At 67.3% G+C, this 15,360-nt stretch carries 14 protein-coding genes and 2 tRNA genes; 8 read left to right on the top strand and 8 right to left on the bottom strand.

The genetic code is table 11. The annotated features are described in order from the left end of the window. Window positions 1–199: 199 nt before the first annotated feature. From MHN80_RS15270 to MHN80_RS15245, 6 genes are all read right to left on the bottom strand, one after another. The gene (locus MHN80_RS15270) at window positions 200–469 is read right to left on the bottom strand and encodes a hypothetical protein (RefSeq protein WP_239402525.1); all 270 of its coding nucleotides are present in this window, start codon (window positions 467–469) and stop codon (window positions 200–202) included. After that, complete coding sequence (locus MHN80_RS15265) at window positions 469–1,206, bottom strand: SDR family NAD(P)-dependent oxidoreductase (protein WP_239402524.1); 738 nt, start codon at window positions 1,204–1,206, stop codon at window positions 469–471. The genes MHN80_RS15270 and MHN80_RS15265 overlap by 1 nt, the downstream gene beginning before the upstream one ends. Window positions 1,207–1,232: 26 nt before the next feature. Further along, a complete protein-coding gene (locus tag MHN80_RS15260; RefSeq protein WP_239402523.1) occupies window positions 1,233–1,997 on the bottom strand; it encodes an SDR family NAD(P)-dependent oxidoreductase in 765 nt (254 codons plus the stop codon). Further along, window positions 1,994–3,367: an MFS transporter gene (locus MHN80_RS15255; RefSeq protein ID WP_239402522.1), complete on the bottom strand. Its 1,374-nt coding sequence runs from the start codon at window positions 3,365–3,367 to the stop codon at window positions 1,994–1,996. Before MHN80_RS15255 ends, MHN80_RS15260 begins: the two co-directional genes overlap by 4 nt. A gap of 90 nt (window positions 3,368–3,457) precedes the next feature. Beyond that, a complete protein-coding gene (locus MHN80_RS15250) occupies window positions 3,458–4,336 on the bottom strand; it encodes a polysaccharide deacetylase (protein ID WP_101819342.1) in 879 nt (292 codons plus the stop codon). Continuing rightward, a complete protein-coding gene (locus tag MHN80_RS15245; protein ID WP_239402521.1) occupies window positions 4,333–5,430 on the bottom strand; it encodes an asparaginase in 1,098 nt (365 codons plus the stop codon). The genes MHN80_RS15250 and MHN80_RS15245 overlap by 4 nt, the downstream gene beginning before the upstream one ends. A gap of 198 nt (window positions 5,431–5,628) precedes the next feature. Here MHN80_RS15245 and MHN80_RS15240 point away from each other — a divergent pair, with 198 nt between their 5' ends. Beyond that, entirely contained in the window at window positions 5,629–6,699 is a 1,071-nt protein-coding gene (locus MHN80_RS15240; protein ID WP_374206364.1) for a LacI family DNA-binding transcriptional regulator, read from the top strand. Between the two features lie 95 nt (window positions 6,700–6,794). Here the strand turns inward: MHN80_RS15240 and MHN80_RS15235 are convergent, their stop codons facing one another. After that, window positions 6,795–7,460: a trypsin-like peptidase domain-containing protein gene (locus MHN80_RS15235; RefSeq protein WP_004023114.1), complete on the bottom strand. Its 666-nt coding sequence runs from the start codon at window positions 7,458–7,460 to the stop codon at window positions 6,795–6,797. A 341-nt stretch (window positions 7,461–7,801) separates the two neighbouring features. Here MHN80_RS15235 and serA point away from each other — a divergent pair, with 341 nt between their 5' ends. Both serA and MHN80_RS15225 read left to right on the top strand, forming a co-directional pair. After that, window positions 7,802–9,397: a phosphoglycerate dehydrogenase gene (gene serA, locus MHN80_RS15230; protein WP_004023113.1), complete on the top strand. Its 1,596-nt coding sequence runs from the start codon at window positions 7,802–7,804 to the stop codon at window positions 9,395–9,397. Continuing rightward, window positions 9,394–10,401 (top strand): 3-isopropylmalate dehydrogenase, encoded by a 1,008-nt coding sequence (locus MHN80_RS15225; protein ID WP_101819344.1) that lies wholly within the window; start codon window positions 9,394–9,396, stop codon window positions 10,399–10,401. Before serA ends, MHN80_RS15225 begins: the two co-directional genes overlap by 4 nt. A 100-nt stretch (window positions 10,402–10,501) precedes the next feature. Here MHN80_RS15225 and MHN80_RS15220 read toward each other — a convergent pair whose 3' ends face one another. Beyond that, entirely contained in the window at window positions 10,502–11,734 is a 1,233-nt protein-coding gene (locus MHN80_RS15220; protein ID WP_004023111.1) for an MFS transporter, read from the bottom strand. A gap of 149 nt (window positions 11,735–11,883) precedes the next feature. On the opposite strand from MHN80_RS15220, the gene MHN80_RS15215 reads away from it, so the two are divergent. From MHN80_RS15215 to MHN80_RS15195, 5 genes are all read left to right on the top strand, one after another. Then, window positions 11,884–12,654 carry a fumarylacetoacetate hydrolase family protein gene (locus MHN80_RS15215; RefSeq protein ID WP_239402519.1) on the top strand — a complete coding sequence of 257 codons (771 nt, stop codon included), beginning with the start codon at window positions 11,884–11,886 and terminating at the stop codon, window positions 12,652–12,654. After that, a complete protein-coding gene (locus MHN80_RS15210) occupies window positions 12,651–13,475 on the top strand; it encodes an alpha/beta fold hydrolase (protein ID WP_004023109.1) in 825 nt (274 codons plus the stop codon). The genes MHN80_RS15215 and MHN80_RS15210 overlap by 4 nt, the downstream gene beginning before the upstream one ends. A gap of 46 nt (window positions 13,476–13,521) precedes the next feature. Continuing rightward, window positions 13,522–15,000, top strand: coding sequence for a glutamate--tRNA ligase (gene gltX / locus MHN80_RS15205; RefSeq protein WP_239402518.1), 1,479 nt, complete (start codon window positions 13,522–13,524; stop codon window positions 14,998–15,000). 86 nt (window positions 15,001–15,086) lie between these two features. Beyond that, window positions 15,087–15,158, top strand: a tRNA-Gln gene (locus MHN80_RS15200). A 54-nt stretch (window positions 15,159–15,212) separates the two neighbouring features. Continuing rightward, window positions 15,213–15,285 (top strand) — tRNA-Glu (locus MHN80_RS15195). Window positions 15,286–15,360: the final 75 nt, after the last annotated feature.

The raw sequence follows: 15,360 nt of genomic DNA, 5'->3' as shown, positions 1-15,360 counted from the left end.
GCCGGCAATGCCATCGGCACCGGGGTCCAACATCGCAGCCGCGACGGACGGAGAATCACTATCGGCTGGATCCGGACGAACTGGTACACGTATGGGCGCCGGACGCTCGAGGCGCCCACGGACGGTGGAGGGCCGACGATGTGGAACGGCGCGGTGGCCGGATGATCTCGGCCGCCGCGCCGGGTTCGAGGCGTCGGTGTCAGTGGGCGTGCGCCGCCAATCCGCGGAACCGGACGTCTTCCGGCGTGAGCCCGGAACGTTCCGCGACGGCTCCCACGAGTTCGTCGTAGGTCCGGCACACGACCGCCGATCCGGTGAGGGTGGCGACGACCCACCCCGACGGGATCGCGCGCACCGTGTGCCGGCGCAGCACCTCCGACATCCGGCGCGCCACCTCGGCGCGTCGGCGCGGACCGCTCACGAACTCGGCGGCCCAGTCCGGTGGTGCTCCGGCGCAACCCCCACACATCAGGGCATCACGTCGCCGGAGTTGGGGCCGAGGACCTGACCGACGAACAGGTTGCCACCGGGGTCGGACGCGAGAAGGACGGCCACCGGGGCGATCTCCTCGGGTCGTCCGAATCGGCCCAGCGGCAGCTCCGCGCGCTTGCTGCGCTTCCACTCGTCGTCGATGGCGTCGACCATCGGCGTGTCGATCGGTCCGGGTGCGATCGCGTTCACCAGGACGCCCTGGGCGGCCGTCTCGAGCGCGATCGACTTCGACATCGCGATCACACCCGCCTTCGCCGCGGCGTAATGGGCCAGTGAGACACCGCCTTTTATGGCCAACTGAGAGGCCACGTTGACGATGCGGCCGCTGCCCTGCGCCAGCATCGGCCGCAGCGCCGCACGATTGAGCAGAAAGACGCTCGTGAGGTCGATGTCGACGGTCTCGCGCCACAGCTCGGTCGGCATGTCCACGGTGGGTGACTGGGTGAGGATGCCGTGCGAGCACACGAGGATGTCGAGTCCACCGTCGTCGTCGACGATCTGGTTCACCAGCCCGTCGACCTCGGTTTCGATCGTCGCGTCGAGGACGACACCGCGGCGCGCGCCGACCTCGTCCGCCACCTCCTCGACCCGTGTATCGCGATCGGCCAGTGTCACCACGGCGCCCTCGGCGACGTAGGCCGCGGCGATCGCGCGTCCGATACCCGACGCAGCGCCGGTCACCAGCGCCCGTCGTCCGTCCAACAGTCCGGTCATGTCAGATCCTCTCCGGGATGGTGCATTCAGTCACGCATGGCGGTGGTCAGGGCGCCGTCGACGACGATCGCCTGACCGCTGACATAAGACGCCTGAGGACTCGACAGGAAGGCGATGACCTCGGCGACCTCGCGGGGGTGTCCGACTCGGCCCCACGGGATGTAGTCGCCCGCGCGGTCGAGCCCTTCCGGTCCGAGTGAGTTGACCGCATCGCTGGACTGCGGGGTACGGATGAGGCCGGGGATGATGGCGTTGGCGCGGATGCCCCGGGGCCCGTACTCGACGGCGAGACTTCGTGCCAGGCCGACGACCCCGGCTTTGGCGGTCGCATAGTGGGCGTGGTTCTGCCAGCCGTAGATGCCGCCCGCGATCGACGAGATCACCGTCACCGAGCCGCCGTCGCCCATGTGGCGCAGGCCGGCCCGCGCCGTGCGCATGACACCGTGCAGGTCGACATCCATCATGTCGTGCCACTGGTCGTCGGTGATCGAATCGAACGACGCCTCCCGCAGGATGCCCGCGTTGGCCACCGCGATGTCGACACGGCCCCAGGCGGATACGAGTTCGTCGGCGAAGGCATCCACCGACTCGGTGGAACGCACATCCACTTCGACGATCCGCCCCTCGCCGCCGGCGTCGTGCACGTCCCGGAGGGTTGATTCGGGGTCGTGCGGATCGCCCGGGAAGGTTCCGATTCCCACGCGCACACCGCGTTCGGCGAGGCACACGGCCGTGGCCGCGCCGATACCCGATGCGGCGCCGGTGATCATCGCGACACTCGGATCGCTCATGCCTGGGCTCCCGCCGTCGTCGTGGGACCCGCGGGCACGCCCGCCGACGGCGGGGTGTCGGCAACCTTGCGCGCACCGAGCACGATCACGGCCGATGCGATGGCTCCCAGGGCGCCGACCCAGAGGGCGGCTGTCGAGTAGCCGATCGAGGCGGCGGTGAGGCCGGTGAGGATGAAGCCCGAGATGATCGCACCCGGTTGCGACATGGCGCCGATGAACGCGCTACCGGTTGCGCGGCAATCGGTGTCGAAGCACTCGGCCTGGAAGAACATGATCGCGGCGTACGGGCCGAGGAGGAAGAACAAGCCCATCATGTAGGTCACGAGCACGAAGATCTGATCCGACGGTCCGAGAAGCATCGCGCCGAAGAACAGACCCGAGAGCAACCAGCCCACGGCAATGGTGTTGCGGCGGCCGAAACGGTCGCCCGCCCACCCGTGGGCGAGGTAGCCCGCGACCGCGACGAGGTTGGACAGGACCACGAGGATCAGGGTGCTCGAGGCGTCGATTCCCTTGCCCTTCTCCAGCACCGTGGTGCCGAGGACCGAGAAGGTCTGGATGGCGAACCAGTTGAGCAACCAGGCCAGGGACAACACGACGGTGTTGCGCAGATGCTTGCCGGTGAAGATCCGCTTGAAGGGGGCCGAGGTCTGCTCGACCGTCGCGGTCGCGGCGGCCAGTGCTGCTGCCTCGTCGTGCTTTCCGGCCTTGCGGAGCTGCTTGACGGCGTGTTGCGCCTCGAACTGGGGGCTTTCCTTGAGGGTGCGGCACACCAGAGCGACGATGACCGCCGGGATGGTCGCCAGCAGGAACGCGATCCGCCAGGAGTCAGCGCCGAAGATCGCCGTCACGATGGCGACGAACCCGGCCGCGAGCAGTGCGCCGGCCGGCCAGCCGGTCTGGACCATCGAGTAGACGAAACCCCGGCGCTTCTTGATCTTCTCGTCCTCGGTCAGCTCGTAGAGCTCGTTGAGGTATGTGGCGTTGACCGACTGTTCGGCGAGTCCCAGACCGCTGATCGCGCGGACTCCGATCAACGAGGTCGCGCCGAAGGTCGCGGCAGTGGCCGCCGACGACGCGGCCGTGCCGCCGACCGAGATGATCATTCCCTTACGGCGACCGAGCTTGTCCACCATGGGGCCCACGAGGAGGACCACGATGGCGGTGCCGACGCTGACGAGGGTGGAGACCAGGAGCGCATGACTGGTGGTCCAGCCGAACGATTCCTCGATCCGCGGAAGCAGCGTGCCGAACAGGATGAAGTCGTACACCGCGATCGTCCAGGCGAAGAACGCGATTCCGGATGCGCGGCGGGTCTCCTTGCCGGTGACACGCCGCAACCCCGGGGTGGGGGTGGTGGGTCGAGACATGGTTGTGCTCTCTTGCTCAGTGGGATTGGCGGGCTCGCCGGCTCCTGATCGGGTCGGCGATGGGAAAGCGTTGGAGGTGGCGAACAGGCGTCAGTGACGCGGCGACCGCTTCTTGAAGTCCTCGGCGATGGTGTCGAAGTTCGCCCAGCGGACGCCGTCGTGCGAGTTGATGTGCTCGATCAGTCGCTCGAGCATGAGCAGTACCTGCGGACGGCCGGAGACGTCCGGGTGGATGGTGAAGGTGAAGACCGCGTAGTCGCTTTCGCGGTAGACCCAGTCGAACTGGTCGCGCCACATCTCTTCGATGTGCCGCGGATTCACGAAGCCGTGGCTGTTCGGGCTGCCCTTGATGAACATCATCGGCGGCAGATCGTCGAGGTACCAGCTGGCCGGGATCTCGACGAGGTCGGTCTCCTCGCCGCGGACAAGCGGTTTCATCCATTCCGCGGCCGGCTTGTCATAGTCGATCGGCGTCCATGAGTCACCGACGCGGACGTAGTACGGCTCGAAGTCACGGTGCATCAGCGAGTGGTCGTAGGTGATCCCGCGCTCGACGAGCAGCTCGTTCGTGACCTTGCTGAACTCCCACCACGGCGCGACATATCCGGTGGGCCGCTTCCCGGTCCGAGTGCTGATCAGATCGATGCAGTGGTCGAGGATCTCCGATTCCTGCTCACGTGTCATCGCGATCGGGTTCTCGTGGCTGTATCCGTGCAGACCGATCTCGTGTCCCGCGGCGACGACCTGATCGAACTGTTCGGGGAACGTCTCGACGGAGTGGCCCGGCCAGAACCAGGTCGCCGGGAGGTCGTATTTCGCGAGCAGATTGTTGAGACGGGGGACTCCGACCTCGCCGGCGAACACACCGCGCGAGATGTCCCCGGGCGAGTTCTCGCCGCCATAGGAGCCCAGCCAGCCGCCGACCGCGTCGACGTCGATTCCGAAGGCTACGAAGATTTCCTTGGTCATTTGTTCAGTCCTCCTTGGTTGTGGCGATCGGTGGTGTGGAGTTTTGTGTCGTCCCCGGCTCCGGGTCCGGATGACTCACGGGTTGCCCCAGGGGTGCCGGACGGAGTCAGGTCGGCATAGGTCGAGATCAGCTCTGCCAGCGGCTGTTCCCGGGCGAGACCAGTCGACAGCAACAGCGCCAACAGAATTCGCGCCTGGGTGGCGGGTAGTCCGGAGACAGGTGGGACTCCGGCGGCGACCAGGTCGGCGCCGCCGCCGTTGCCGTAGACGCCGCGGACAGGTCCGGCCGGTACCCGGGTGGACAAGATGAGAGCGAGGCCGTCGTCGACGAGATCGGTCGCGGCGTCGACGATGGCGGGATTCCCGTTGCCGATGCCGGTGCCCGCCAGCACGATTCCGGCGGCGCCGCAGTTCGCGGCCGCGCGTAGCAGTGCGTCGTCCGCACCGGGATAGACATCGACGAGATCGACACGGGTGTCGTCGAATTCGGTGCCCGGGCGCGGCAGCGGGTCGGGTCGCGGTGCCGTGGGACCGAAGCAGACCTGTTCGTTCGTCACGGAGCCCGACGGGGGAGAGACGACGGAGCGGAAGGCGTCGAGTGCGATCGTGTGGATCTTGCGTGCCCCGCGGGCGGGGATGATCTGCCCGGCGAAGACGATCATGACGCCACGGTCGCGGGCGGCCGGCGCCGCGGCGACTCGGACGGCGTCGGTGAGATTGCCCGGACCGTCACCGTCGGCGGTGTCGCCGGCCCGCTGGGCTCCCGTCAGGACGACGGGACGGGGATCGTCGTGGACGAGGTCGAGGAGGATCGCGGTTTCCTCCATCGTGTCGGTCCCGTGCGTGATGACCACGCCGTCGACGGGTTCCGTGGGCCGGGCGAGAAGTGCGCCCACCGCGTCACTGATCTGCCGCAGGTGTCCGAGCGTGAGCCGATAGGACCCGACCGTCATCAGATCGATGGTCTCGACCTCGACGTCGTCGAGGCCGGCGCGCTCGACCAGCCGCGCGGCGGTCTGGGTGGCCACGACCCCGGCGTCGGTCGCCTCGGACGCGATGGTGCCGCCCGTCGCGATGATTGCGACCCGGGTCATCGGCGAGGGTCCCGCGACGGCGTGAGGCCCCGGAAACCTGCGGCGATGGAGCTGACTGTGACGTGCATGACGTGAAGTGAAACACACGACAAACGTTTGGCGCAATCGTTTGTGTAACTTCCGCCAAACGTTTGGGTACATCACGACGTAACAGACCGGGTTGGGTACGCTGTGGGCCACCGACGAGAGAGGGCCGGGTTGAGGAAGACAGGAGAGGGGCCGGCGCGGGGACCGCTGACGCTCCGCATGATCGCGACGGAGCTCGGGGTCAGCCCGTCGACCGTGTCGCGAGTGCTCAATACGCCCGGTGACGCCGCGCTCCGCTGGGGTTCGTCTGACACGGTCGCCCGGATCCGCGCGTTTGCGGCCGAGCACGACTACTCGCCGAATCCCCAGGCATCGAGTCTGCGCACACGGCGCTCGGGATTGATCGGGGTGCTCGTCCCTCGACTACAGGACTATGTGCTCGCGACCATCTACGAGGGGATAGAAGAGGCGGCCTACGAGTCGGGTCTGTCGACATTCGTCACCAACTCGCTGGACAAGCCGGACAACCAACGGGCACGTACTCGAATGATGATAGACAGGCGGGTCGACGGCCTGATCTACGGGGACGCCCACCTCGACCACCACTTCCTGGACGAGATCCATTCGCAGGGAATCAAATTCGCGCTCGTATCCCGAACGGCGGGGGACTATCCCTCGGCGACCGTCGATGATGTGAAGGGCGGACGACTGGTCGGTTCGCACCTGCTCGACACGGGACGACGAGATGTCGCGGTACTCGCCGGCTGGGAGTTCGCCTCCACCGCTCGTGACCGGACCAACGGCATCGTGACCACGTTCGCCGAGCACGGCGTCGAGATCCCGGACGACCGTATCGTCTATTCGGGCTTCGATCCGGCCGGCGGTCGGGCCGCCGTCGAGCAGCTGCTCGCGACCGGCCCGGTGCCCGACGCCATTTTCGCGACCAACGACTTCGCCGCGATCGGAGCGTTCGGAGCTCTGCGCGATCGTGGGATTCGCGTACCCGACGACGTCGCCCTCGTCGGTTACAACGACACGCCGATCGCCGCGGGCGGTGCCGTCCCGCTGACCACCATTCGATCACCGATGCACGAAATGGGCAGGCGCGCTGTCGGCTTGCTGCTCGAGGTCATCGGCGGCCGGACACCCGAGTCGATCGTGCTCGAGCCCGAACTGATCGTCCGCTCGAGCAGCATCTCCGCGACCGTTCAGGCGGGCGGTCCGTCATCCGTCGAGGCGTGACGAACCGACTCCCGCACCGCCTGGGCTGACCCCGGACACGACGACGCCCCGGAGGGAAACCATCCGGGGCGTCGGTGGGGGTGGGAATCCAGTCGTCAGGCGACCCGGAATCCCTTGTAGGCGTCGAGAGACCCGATCCGCTTGAGGATCGGCTGGATGTTGGTGCCGGTCTCGGGGCCGAGGCAACCGAGGAAGTAGTAGGCGTTGACCATCCCCACGAGGCGATCGCCCACGACCACGGGGCTGCCGGAGTCGCCTTCGATCACGCACATCTGGCTCACGTGGACATCACCGTCGGAGAACCAGGCGATACCGCAGGTGTTGCCGGTGGTCCGGCCTTCCTTGCAGGCGATGGTCGGGAAGGCAAGGGGCTTCGGGTCGACCGAGCGGATGGTGACCCCGCGGACGGTGCGCAGCGGCACGACGCGCGAGGCGTCGAATTCGACGATCGCCATGTCGAGATCGGGCGCGGTGTAGGTGATGGTGCCGGCCTGTCCGCGATCCTGGAAGGTCTCGGAGTAGACCTTCTGGCCGGGGGTGCCGCAGTGACCAGCGGTGACGCCGATGAGCTTGTTCGTCTTCGAGCGACCGATGGTCGTCAGCGTGCAGGCTGCCGCCGAGTTGCCACCCTTGAGGACCAGGATGCCGGAGCCGCCCCCCATGAAGATCTTCGCCGGTGCGGCGACCGCGACGCCCCCTCCCCAGCCGGCCAGCACCGTCGCAGCCAAAACCGCCAACAGCACTGTCAGCTTCTTCGTCATCCGCACTCCACTTCTCGTGTCCAACCAGTTTCGGTCACAGGCATCGGGCCACCGGTCGGGACTTCGCAACCGGCGGCAAGCACACCGTACCGGTCCCCCCGGGTGCTCACGTCTGCGTGGGATCGACCCGCGGTCGCTTTGCAACACTTCCGTGATGCTCCCAGCAAGGTAGCCGTAATGTGCGTCACACTCTACCCATGCCGAGGGACAGGTCTCCGGTTTCGGGGTACACCGCATGCTCGGCGGCACCTACCACACCTTTAAGCTGTCGTACGGAGTCGTCACCGACACTCCGCACCGCCGATCGTGAAACCGCACTCCCCGAACCTGGAGAAATGACTGTGAGCTCTGCTGGCCGCCCGGTTGTACTCATCGCCGACAAGCTGGCGCCGTCCACCGTGGAAGCACTCGGTGACGGTGTCGAGGTGCGATGGGTCGACGGTCCGGATCGTCCCAAGTTGCTCGAGGCGGTCGTCGACGCCGACGCCATCCTGGTCCGCTCGGCGACGACCGTGGACGCCGAGGTCCTCGACGCGGGCAAGAAGCTGAAGATCATCGCCCGCGCCGGTGTCGGCCTGGACAATGTGGACGTCCCCGCGGCGACCGAGCGCGGCGTCATGGTCGTCAACGCCCCGACCTCCAACATCCACACGGCGGCCGAACACGCTGTCGCACTGCTGATGTCGGCCTCGCGTCAGATCCCGGCCGCCGACGCCACCCTGCGTGAGAAGACCTGGAAGCGTTCGTCGTTCAACGGTGTCGAGATCTTCGACAAGACCGTCGGTGTCGTCGGCCTCGGCCGCATCGGTCAGCTCGTGGCCGCCCGGCTGGCCGCGTTCGAGACCCACATCATCGCCTACGACCCCTATGTGTCGCCGGCCCGCGCGGCCCAGCTGGGGATCGAGCTGGTCAGCCTCGACGAATTGCTCGAGCGCGCCGACTTCATCACCGTCCACCTGCCGAAGACGCCCGAGACCCTGGGTCTGATCGGCGCCGAGCAGCTCGCGCGGACCAAGAAAGGCGTGGTCATCGTCAACGCCGCCCGTGGTGGTCTCATCGACGAGCAGGCCCTCGCCGACGCGATCACCTCCGGTCAGGTCCGGGCCGCGGGACTCGACGTCTTCGCCACCGAGCCCTGCACCGACTCGCCGCTGTTCGAGCTCCCGCAGGTCGTCGTGACCCCGCACCTCGGTGCCTCGACCAGCGAGGCTCAGGACCGGGCCGGCACCGACGTCGCCAAAAGCGTGCGGCTGGCGTTGGCCGGACACTTCGTCCCCGACGCGGTCAACATCACCGGTGGCGCCGTCGACGAAGAGGTCGCACCGTGGCTCGAGGTCGCCCGCAAGGCCGGCGTTCTCGTCGGCGCGATCAGCAACGAGCCGCCGACCTCGCTCGTCGTGGACGTACGTGGCGAACTCGCCGCCAACAACGTCGACGTCCTCGGCCTCTCGGCTCTGCGCGGTCTGTTCTCGGCGGTGCTCGACGAGCCGGTCACCTTCGTCAACGCCCCGGCGGTCGCCGAGGGACGCGGCGTGACCAGCGAGGTCACGACCGCATCGGAGAGCCCCAACCACCGCAGCGTGGTCGACGTGAAGGCCGTCTTCGCCGACGGTTCCACCCACAACGTGTCGGGCACCCTCTCGGGTCCGCGGCTGGTGGAGAAGATCGTCAACATCAACGGCCGTAACTTCGACCTCCGCGCCGAGGGCCACAACCTGATCGTCAGCTACGACGATCAGCCGGGTTCGCTGGGCAAGATCGGCACCCTGCTCGGCAATGCGGGTGTCGACATCCTGGCCGCCGGTCTGTCCCAGGACGCCGAGGGCGGCGGGGCCACGATGATGCTCCGCGTGAGCAGCGTTCTCGACGACGACGTCGTCGCCGCGATCGGTGACGCGGTCAGCGCGACCCTGATCGAACAGGTCGACCTCTCATGAAGCTCGCAGTCATCGCCGGTGACGGCATCGGTCCCGAGGTCATCACCGAGGCACTGGGGGTGCTCGAGTCGGTCGTACCGGCGGTGAGCACCACCGAATTCGACCTGGGCGCGCGTCGCTACCACCGCAACGGCGAGTTGCTGACCGAGGACGACCTCGAGTCGCTCCGTCGTCACGACGCCATCCTGCTGGGCGCGATCGGCGATCCGTCGGTCCCGTCGGGTGTGCTCGAACGCGGCCTCCTCCTCACCATGCGGTTCGCCCTCGATCATCACGTCAACCTACGGCCGTCGCGCCGGTTCCCCGGTGTCTCCTCGCCGCTCGCCGGTGACCCCGACATCGACTTCGTGGTGGTTCGAGAGGGCACCGAGGGGCCCTACACCGGCAACGGCGGTGCGATTCGGGTCGGTACCCCGAACGAGGTCGCCACCGAGGTGAGCGTCAACACCCGTTTCGGCGTGGAACGCGTGGTGCGTAATGCCTTTCAGCGCGCGCAGCAGCGTCGTAAGAAGCTCACGCTGGTGCACAAGACCAACGTCCTCACGTTCGCCGGGTCCATGTGGAGCCGTGCGGTCGACGAGGTCGGCGCCGAGTTCCCCGACGTCACGACCGACTACTGCCATGTGGACGCCGCGACCATCTACCTGGTCACCGATCCCGGCCGCTTCGATGTCATCGTCACCGACAACCTGTTCGGCGACATCATCACCGACATCGCGGCCGCGGTGAGCGGCGGTATCGGACTGGCCGCCTCGGGCAACATCGACGCCACCGGTGCCAACCCGTCGATGTTCGAGCCCGTCCACGGGTCGGCTCCCGACATCGCCGGTCAAGGCAAGGCCGATCCGACGGCCGCAATCCTGTCGGTCGCCCTCCTGCTCCGACATCTCGGTGAGGACGACGCCGCCGCGCGGATCGAGAAGGCCGTCGCCGACGACCTCGTCGACCGCAGTGGCACGTTCAGCACCTCGGAGATCGGGACGCGCATCCGCGAGCGGCTGTAGTTCCCCCGCGACCCACGACTCCCTCGCGGCAAGCGCACCCGCCATGGACGGACGAGCCCGCCACCGGATCGGTGGCGGGCTCTGTCCATGAGTGGTGGGTTCACGCGTCCACCAGTTCGTCGGGTTCCCGAGTCCGGTCGCGAGGGACCAGCGGTGTGGCGACGAGCGGTGCGAGGGCGGTCGCCGCAAATGCGAGCGGGAAGCCGACCGCGGCGATCAGTGCTCCGAGAAGCGGTGTGGTCGCCGCGGTCACCAGATACTGTCCGGTGTTCTGCACGGCCAGGCCGCGACCGCTCCATTCCGGGCCGACGTATTCGGCGATGGCGGTGAACGCCAGACCGTTGTCGGCGACCGAGATGATGCTCGCGACCGCCATGAGTGCGGGTGCCAGTGGGCTGTCGAACCAGTCGGCGATCGCGAGCGCGAACATCGCGGCGACACCGGCGACCGCGATCACCCGGACGGGTCGCATCCGCGACATCCACGCATCCGACCATCGTCCGGCGACTATCCGTCCCAGCGCACCCACGACCTGGGTGACCGTGATCAAGATGCCGGCGCCGGCCGGCGACCATCCGTGGGCGACGATCAGCCAGGTGGGCACGAACGTCCACAGCATCGACTGCGGGATGACGAGCAGCATGCTGACGATGTGGATGCGCGCGAGGAAAGAGTTGCCGCGGTAGGGGTTCGCGGGCTGCACAGGATTGTCGACGGCCTCTGTGGTGGGAGCCGTGCGGCGCGGCGGGTCGGTGATGCCGACGATCACCGCGACGAGTCCCGCGGCGGTCACCACGGCGGGGATCGCCAGCGCGGCAGCAGGTCCCGAGCTCGCCGCGACGACCGGCATCGTGAGTGCGCAGACGCCGATGCCCAGCGGTTGAGCCATCTGGCGGATGCCCATCGCGGTCCCGCGCTGATGGGCGGGAAACCAGCCGACGACGATCCGGCCGCTGGCCCCGTTCGCGGCACCGGAACCGAGACCGCCCACCAGCAGCGCGGCGCCCACGACGAGATACGACGCATCGGCCGACGCGGCGACCGCGGCCGCGATCGCTCCACTGAGCGAGATGGACAGCGACAGCAGCAGGATGCGGCGTTCGCCGTAGCGGTCCAACAGGATCCCCCACGGGATCGTCGCGGCCATCAAGCCGATGGTCGGGATCGCGGCGAGCGTCGAGGCCTCGGCCAGCGAGAGTCCGGCGTCGGTGTGCAAAGCAGGGATCAGATAGGCCACACCGCTGACCACGCACGTCGTGGTGAGTGCGGCGAGGAGCGAACAGCCGAGGATGATCCACCTTCTGGCAGTGGTGATGTCGTCGACATCGGTCATGTGTCACTCACCTCGCTGTCTGCTCGGGCGAAGGTCGCCACTCATCCATCTCAATATGTGAAATGATATGCCCACATTGTAGAACTACCGCCTCGGTCGGCCAACTCGGCTCCCAACGTCTGGGATCGGCGGTGCGATAGGGTCTGGACATGCGCTTAGGTCGAATTGCGAGTCCTGACGGCGTGGCATTCGTGTCCGTCGAGGGCGACGGTGGCGATGCCGTCATGAAGGAGATCGCCGAGCACCCCTTCGGCACGCCGACGTTCACCGGTCGCTCGTGGAAGGCGGCAGATGTGCGGGTCCTGGCCCCGATCCTGGCCAGCAAGGTGATCTGCATCGGCAAGAACTACGCCGCGCACGCCGCGGAGATGGGTGGCGAAGCGCCCGCCGACCCGGTGATCTTCCTCAAGCCGAACACGTCGATCATCGGTCCCGAGCTGCCCATCGTGCGCCCACCGTCGTCGGAACGTGTGGACTACGAAGGCGAACTCGCGATCGTCATCGGACGGGCGTGCAAGGACGTGAAGGCGGCACAGGCCGAAGACGTGATCCTCGGTTACACGGTCGCCAACGACGTGACCGCCCGCGATCACCAGCAGGCCGACGGGCAGTGGACCCGCGGGAAGGGTTACGACACCTTCTGTCCGCTCGGTCCATGGATCGATACCGCATTCGACCCGTCCGACGTCGAGCTCGTGACGGAACTCGATGGCGAGGTCAAGCAGCGGACCCGCACGTCGCTGATGCTCCACGACGTCGGCGAGATCGTCGAGTGGATCTCGCGCGTCATGACCCTGCTGCCGGGCGACGTGATCCTCACGGGCACCCCGGAAGGCGTGGGCCCCATGGTCGCCGGCCAGCGCGTCTCGGTGACCGTCGAAGGTATCGGTACGCTCTCCAACCCGGTGGTGGACAAGTGACAGCTCCCAGCACGGCTCGAGTCAACGGCATCGACATCTCCTACAGCGTGGCCGGTTCCGGCCCGTTGGTCGTCATGGTGATGGGGACCGGCAGTCCCGGACGGGTGTGGAAGGCCCACCAGGAACCGGCTCTGGTGAAGGCCGGATTCACCGTGGTGACCTTCGACAACCGTGGTGTGGCGCCGTCTTCGGAGTGTGCCGAGGGCTTCACGCTCGATGACATGGTCGCCGACACGGCTGCGCTGATCGAGCATCTCGGACGAGGCCCGGCGATCGTGATCGGCACCTCGCTGGGCGCCCGGATCACCCAGGAGTTGGCGCTGGCGCGGCCGGATGTGGTGAAAGCTGCGGTGATGGTCGCGACGTATGGCCGCAACACCCCACTGCAGGAGGCGATCTCGGCCGGCGAGCGCGCGCTGTACGACAACAAGATCAAGCTGCCGCCGGAGTACGAGGCCGCCATCACCGCCCATCTGAACCTGTCGCCGCACACGCTCGACGACGACCGCACGGCGCGTGACTGGCTCGACATCATCGGGTTCTCACCGCAGACGATCACCCCGGGGGTCCGCGCGCAGCTCGAACTGCACAACAAGGAGTCCGACCGCCTCGCCGCCTACCGCGGAATCGACCGGCCGGCGCTGGTCGTCGGTTTCGCCGACGATCGGACGTTGCCGGCGAAGCTGGCGCGCGAAGTGGCCGAGGCCATTCCGGGCGCGCAGTACGTCGAGATCGAACGGGCCGGGCATTTCGGCTATCTCGAACAGCCGGCCGAGGTGAATCGGGTCCTCGTCGAGTTCTGCGAGCGGCACCGGGCCTGACGGCGGGCGTGTCGGGAGCGCAGCACCGCTTCGATACCCTGAGCCCATGACCAGTACTGAGGGTGTGCGCGTCCGATTCTGTCCGTCTCCGACGGGGACGCCGCACGTGGGGCTCGTGCGAACCGCGCTCTTCAACTTCGTCCAGGCCCGCCACGACGGGGGCACCTTCGTCTTCCGCATCGAGGACACCGATGCCGCGCGCGACAGCGAGGAGTCCTACGCGGCCATCCTCGACGCGCTCCGGTGGCTCGGGCTCGACTGGGACGAGGGGCCCGAGGTCGGCGGCCCGTACGGACCCTACCGGCAGTCCGAGCGTCGAGACCTCCATGCCGACGTCGTCGCGCGGTTGCTCGCGGCGGGCGAGGCCTACGAGGCCTTCTCCACCCCCGAGGAGGTCGAGGCCCGTCACCGCGCCGCCGGCCGTGACCCGAAGCTGGGTTACGACAACTTCGACCGTGGCCTGACCGCCGAGCAGCGCGCGGCGTATGTGGCCGAAGGGCGCAAACCCGTTGTCCGCCTTCGTATGCCGGACACCGACATCTCGTGGGACGATCTCGTGCGCGGAACCACGACGATCAAGGCGGGTACCGTGCCGGATTTCGCCCTCACGCGCGCCTCGGGCGATCCGCTCTACACCTTGGTCAATCCGGTCGACGACGCCATGATGAAGATCACCCACGTCCTGCGCGGGGAGGACCTCTTCTCCTCCACCCCGCGTCAGCTGGCGCTCTACGACGCGCTGATCCGCATCGGCGTGGCCGACGCGGTCCCGGCCTTCGGCCACCTTCCGTTCGTGATGGGGGAGGGCAACAAGAAGCTCTCCAAGCGCGACCCGCAGTCGAATCTCTTCCATCATCGGGATCGCGGATTCATCCCGGAGGGTCTGCTCAACTACCTCGCGCTGCTCGGCTGGGGCTACAAGAGTGATGTCGATGTCTTCAGCCTGGACGAGATGATCACGGCTTTCGATGTGCGACAGGTCAATTCCAACCCTGCGCGATTCGACCAGAAGAAGGCCGACGCCATCAATGCCGAGCACATCCGCCGGCTGGACCTCGGTGACTTCACCGCTCGGCTCAAGTCGTACCTCGTCGCGCAGGGCAAGCTCACCGAGACCGCCGATGGCGAGACCTTCGCAGCTCTGGCCGAGCTGGTGCAGACGCGTATCCAGGTTCTCGGGGATGCCTGGGATCTCATCTCGTTCGTCTACGTCTCGGACGCCGAGTTCACGATCGACGAGAAGGCCGCGAGCAAGAACCTGGGCGCCGACGCCGTGGCGGTTCTGGACGCCACCATCGCCGCGATCGAGTCGCTGGATTCCTTCACGACGGCTGCGCTGCAGGATGCGCTGAACGCCGCGCTGGTGGACGATCTCGGGCTCAAACCGCGCAAGGCGTTCGGTCCGGTGCGGGTGGCCGTGACCGGCTCCCAGGTCAGTCCTCCGCTGTTCGAGTCGATGGAGATCCTGGGTCGCGACAAGACGCTCGCGCGCCTGTCCTCGGCTCGGGAGATTGCGGCCAAATAAGGCCTCTGAGCTGCACGTTTGTGGACTTCCGGCAACCCTTTGATACTCTCTTTCTCGGCAGTTTTCCGCAAGGAGAACCAAGCCAATGGGGTATGGTGTAATTGGCAACACAGCGGTTTCTGGTACCGCCATTCTAGGTTCGAGTCCTGGTACCCCAGCGGACAGAAAGAGATCGAGACCGTGCTAAGGTCTTGATCGCCGGAAGTTCCCATGGCCCCGTCGTCTAGCGGCCTAGGACGCCGCCCTCTCAAGGCGGTAGCGCGGGTTCGAATCCCGTCGGGGCTACGTGAAACACCCTCCCTCTGCACTGCAGGGGGAGGGTGTTTTTCATTGTGCGGCAGGCCATCTCGTCCGTGTCGC

Origin of the sequence: Gordonia sp. McavH-238-E, assembly GCF_022348225.1 — a bacterium.
Taxonomy (GTDB): Bacteria; Actinomycetota; Actinomycetes; order Mycobacteriales; family Mycobacteriaceae; genus Gordonia; species Gordonia terrae.
This window is presented reverse-complemented; position numbering and strand designations above follow the sequence as displayed.

Coding starts and splice junctions, on each gene's coding strand:
- MHN80_RS15235 (WP_004023114.1), bottom strand. CDS start 7,460: ATGACGAAGAAGCTGACAGTGCTGTTGGCGGTTTTGGCTGCGACGGTG.
- MHN80_RS15250 (WP_101819342.1), bottom strand. CDS start 4,336: ATGACCAAGGAAATCTTCGTAGCCTTCGGAATCGACGTCGACGCGGTC.
- MHN80_RS15260 (WP_239402523.1), bottom strand. CDS start 1,997: ATGAGCGATCCGAGTGTCGCGATGATCACCGGCGCCGCATCGGGTATC.
- MHN80_RS15245 (WP_239402521.1), bottom strand. CDS start 5,430: ATGACCCGGGTCGCAATCATCGCGACGGGCGGCACCATCGCGTCCGAG.
- MHN80_RS15215 (WP_239402519.1), top strand. CDS start 11,884: ATGCGCTTAGGTCGAATTGCGAGTCCTGACGGCGTGGCATTCGTGTCC.
- MHN80_RS15265 (WP_239402524.1), bottom strand. CDS start 1,206: ATGACCGGACTGTTGGACGGACGACGGGCGCTGGTGACCGGCGCTGCG.
- MHN80_RS15255 (WP_239402522.1), bottom strand. CDS start 3,367: ATGTCTCGACCCACCACCCCCACCCCGGGGTTGCGGCGTGTCACCGGC.
- MHN80_RS15270 (WP_239402525.1), bottom strand. CDS start 469: ATGTGTGGGGGTTGCGCCGGAGCACCACCGGACTGGGCCGCCGAGTTC.
- gltX (WP_239402518.1), top strand. CDS start 13,522: ATGACCAGTACTGAGGGTGTGCGCGTCCGATTCTGTCCGTCTCCGACG.
- MHN80_RS15220 (WP_004023111.1), bottom strand. CDS start 11,734: ATGACCGATGTCGACGACATCACCACTGCCAGAAGGTGGATCATCCTC.
- MHN80_RS15225 (WP_101819344.1), top strand. CDS start 9,394: ATGAAGCTCGCAGTCATCGCCGGTGACGGCATCGGTCCCGAGGTCATC.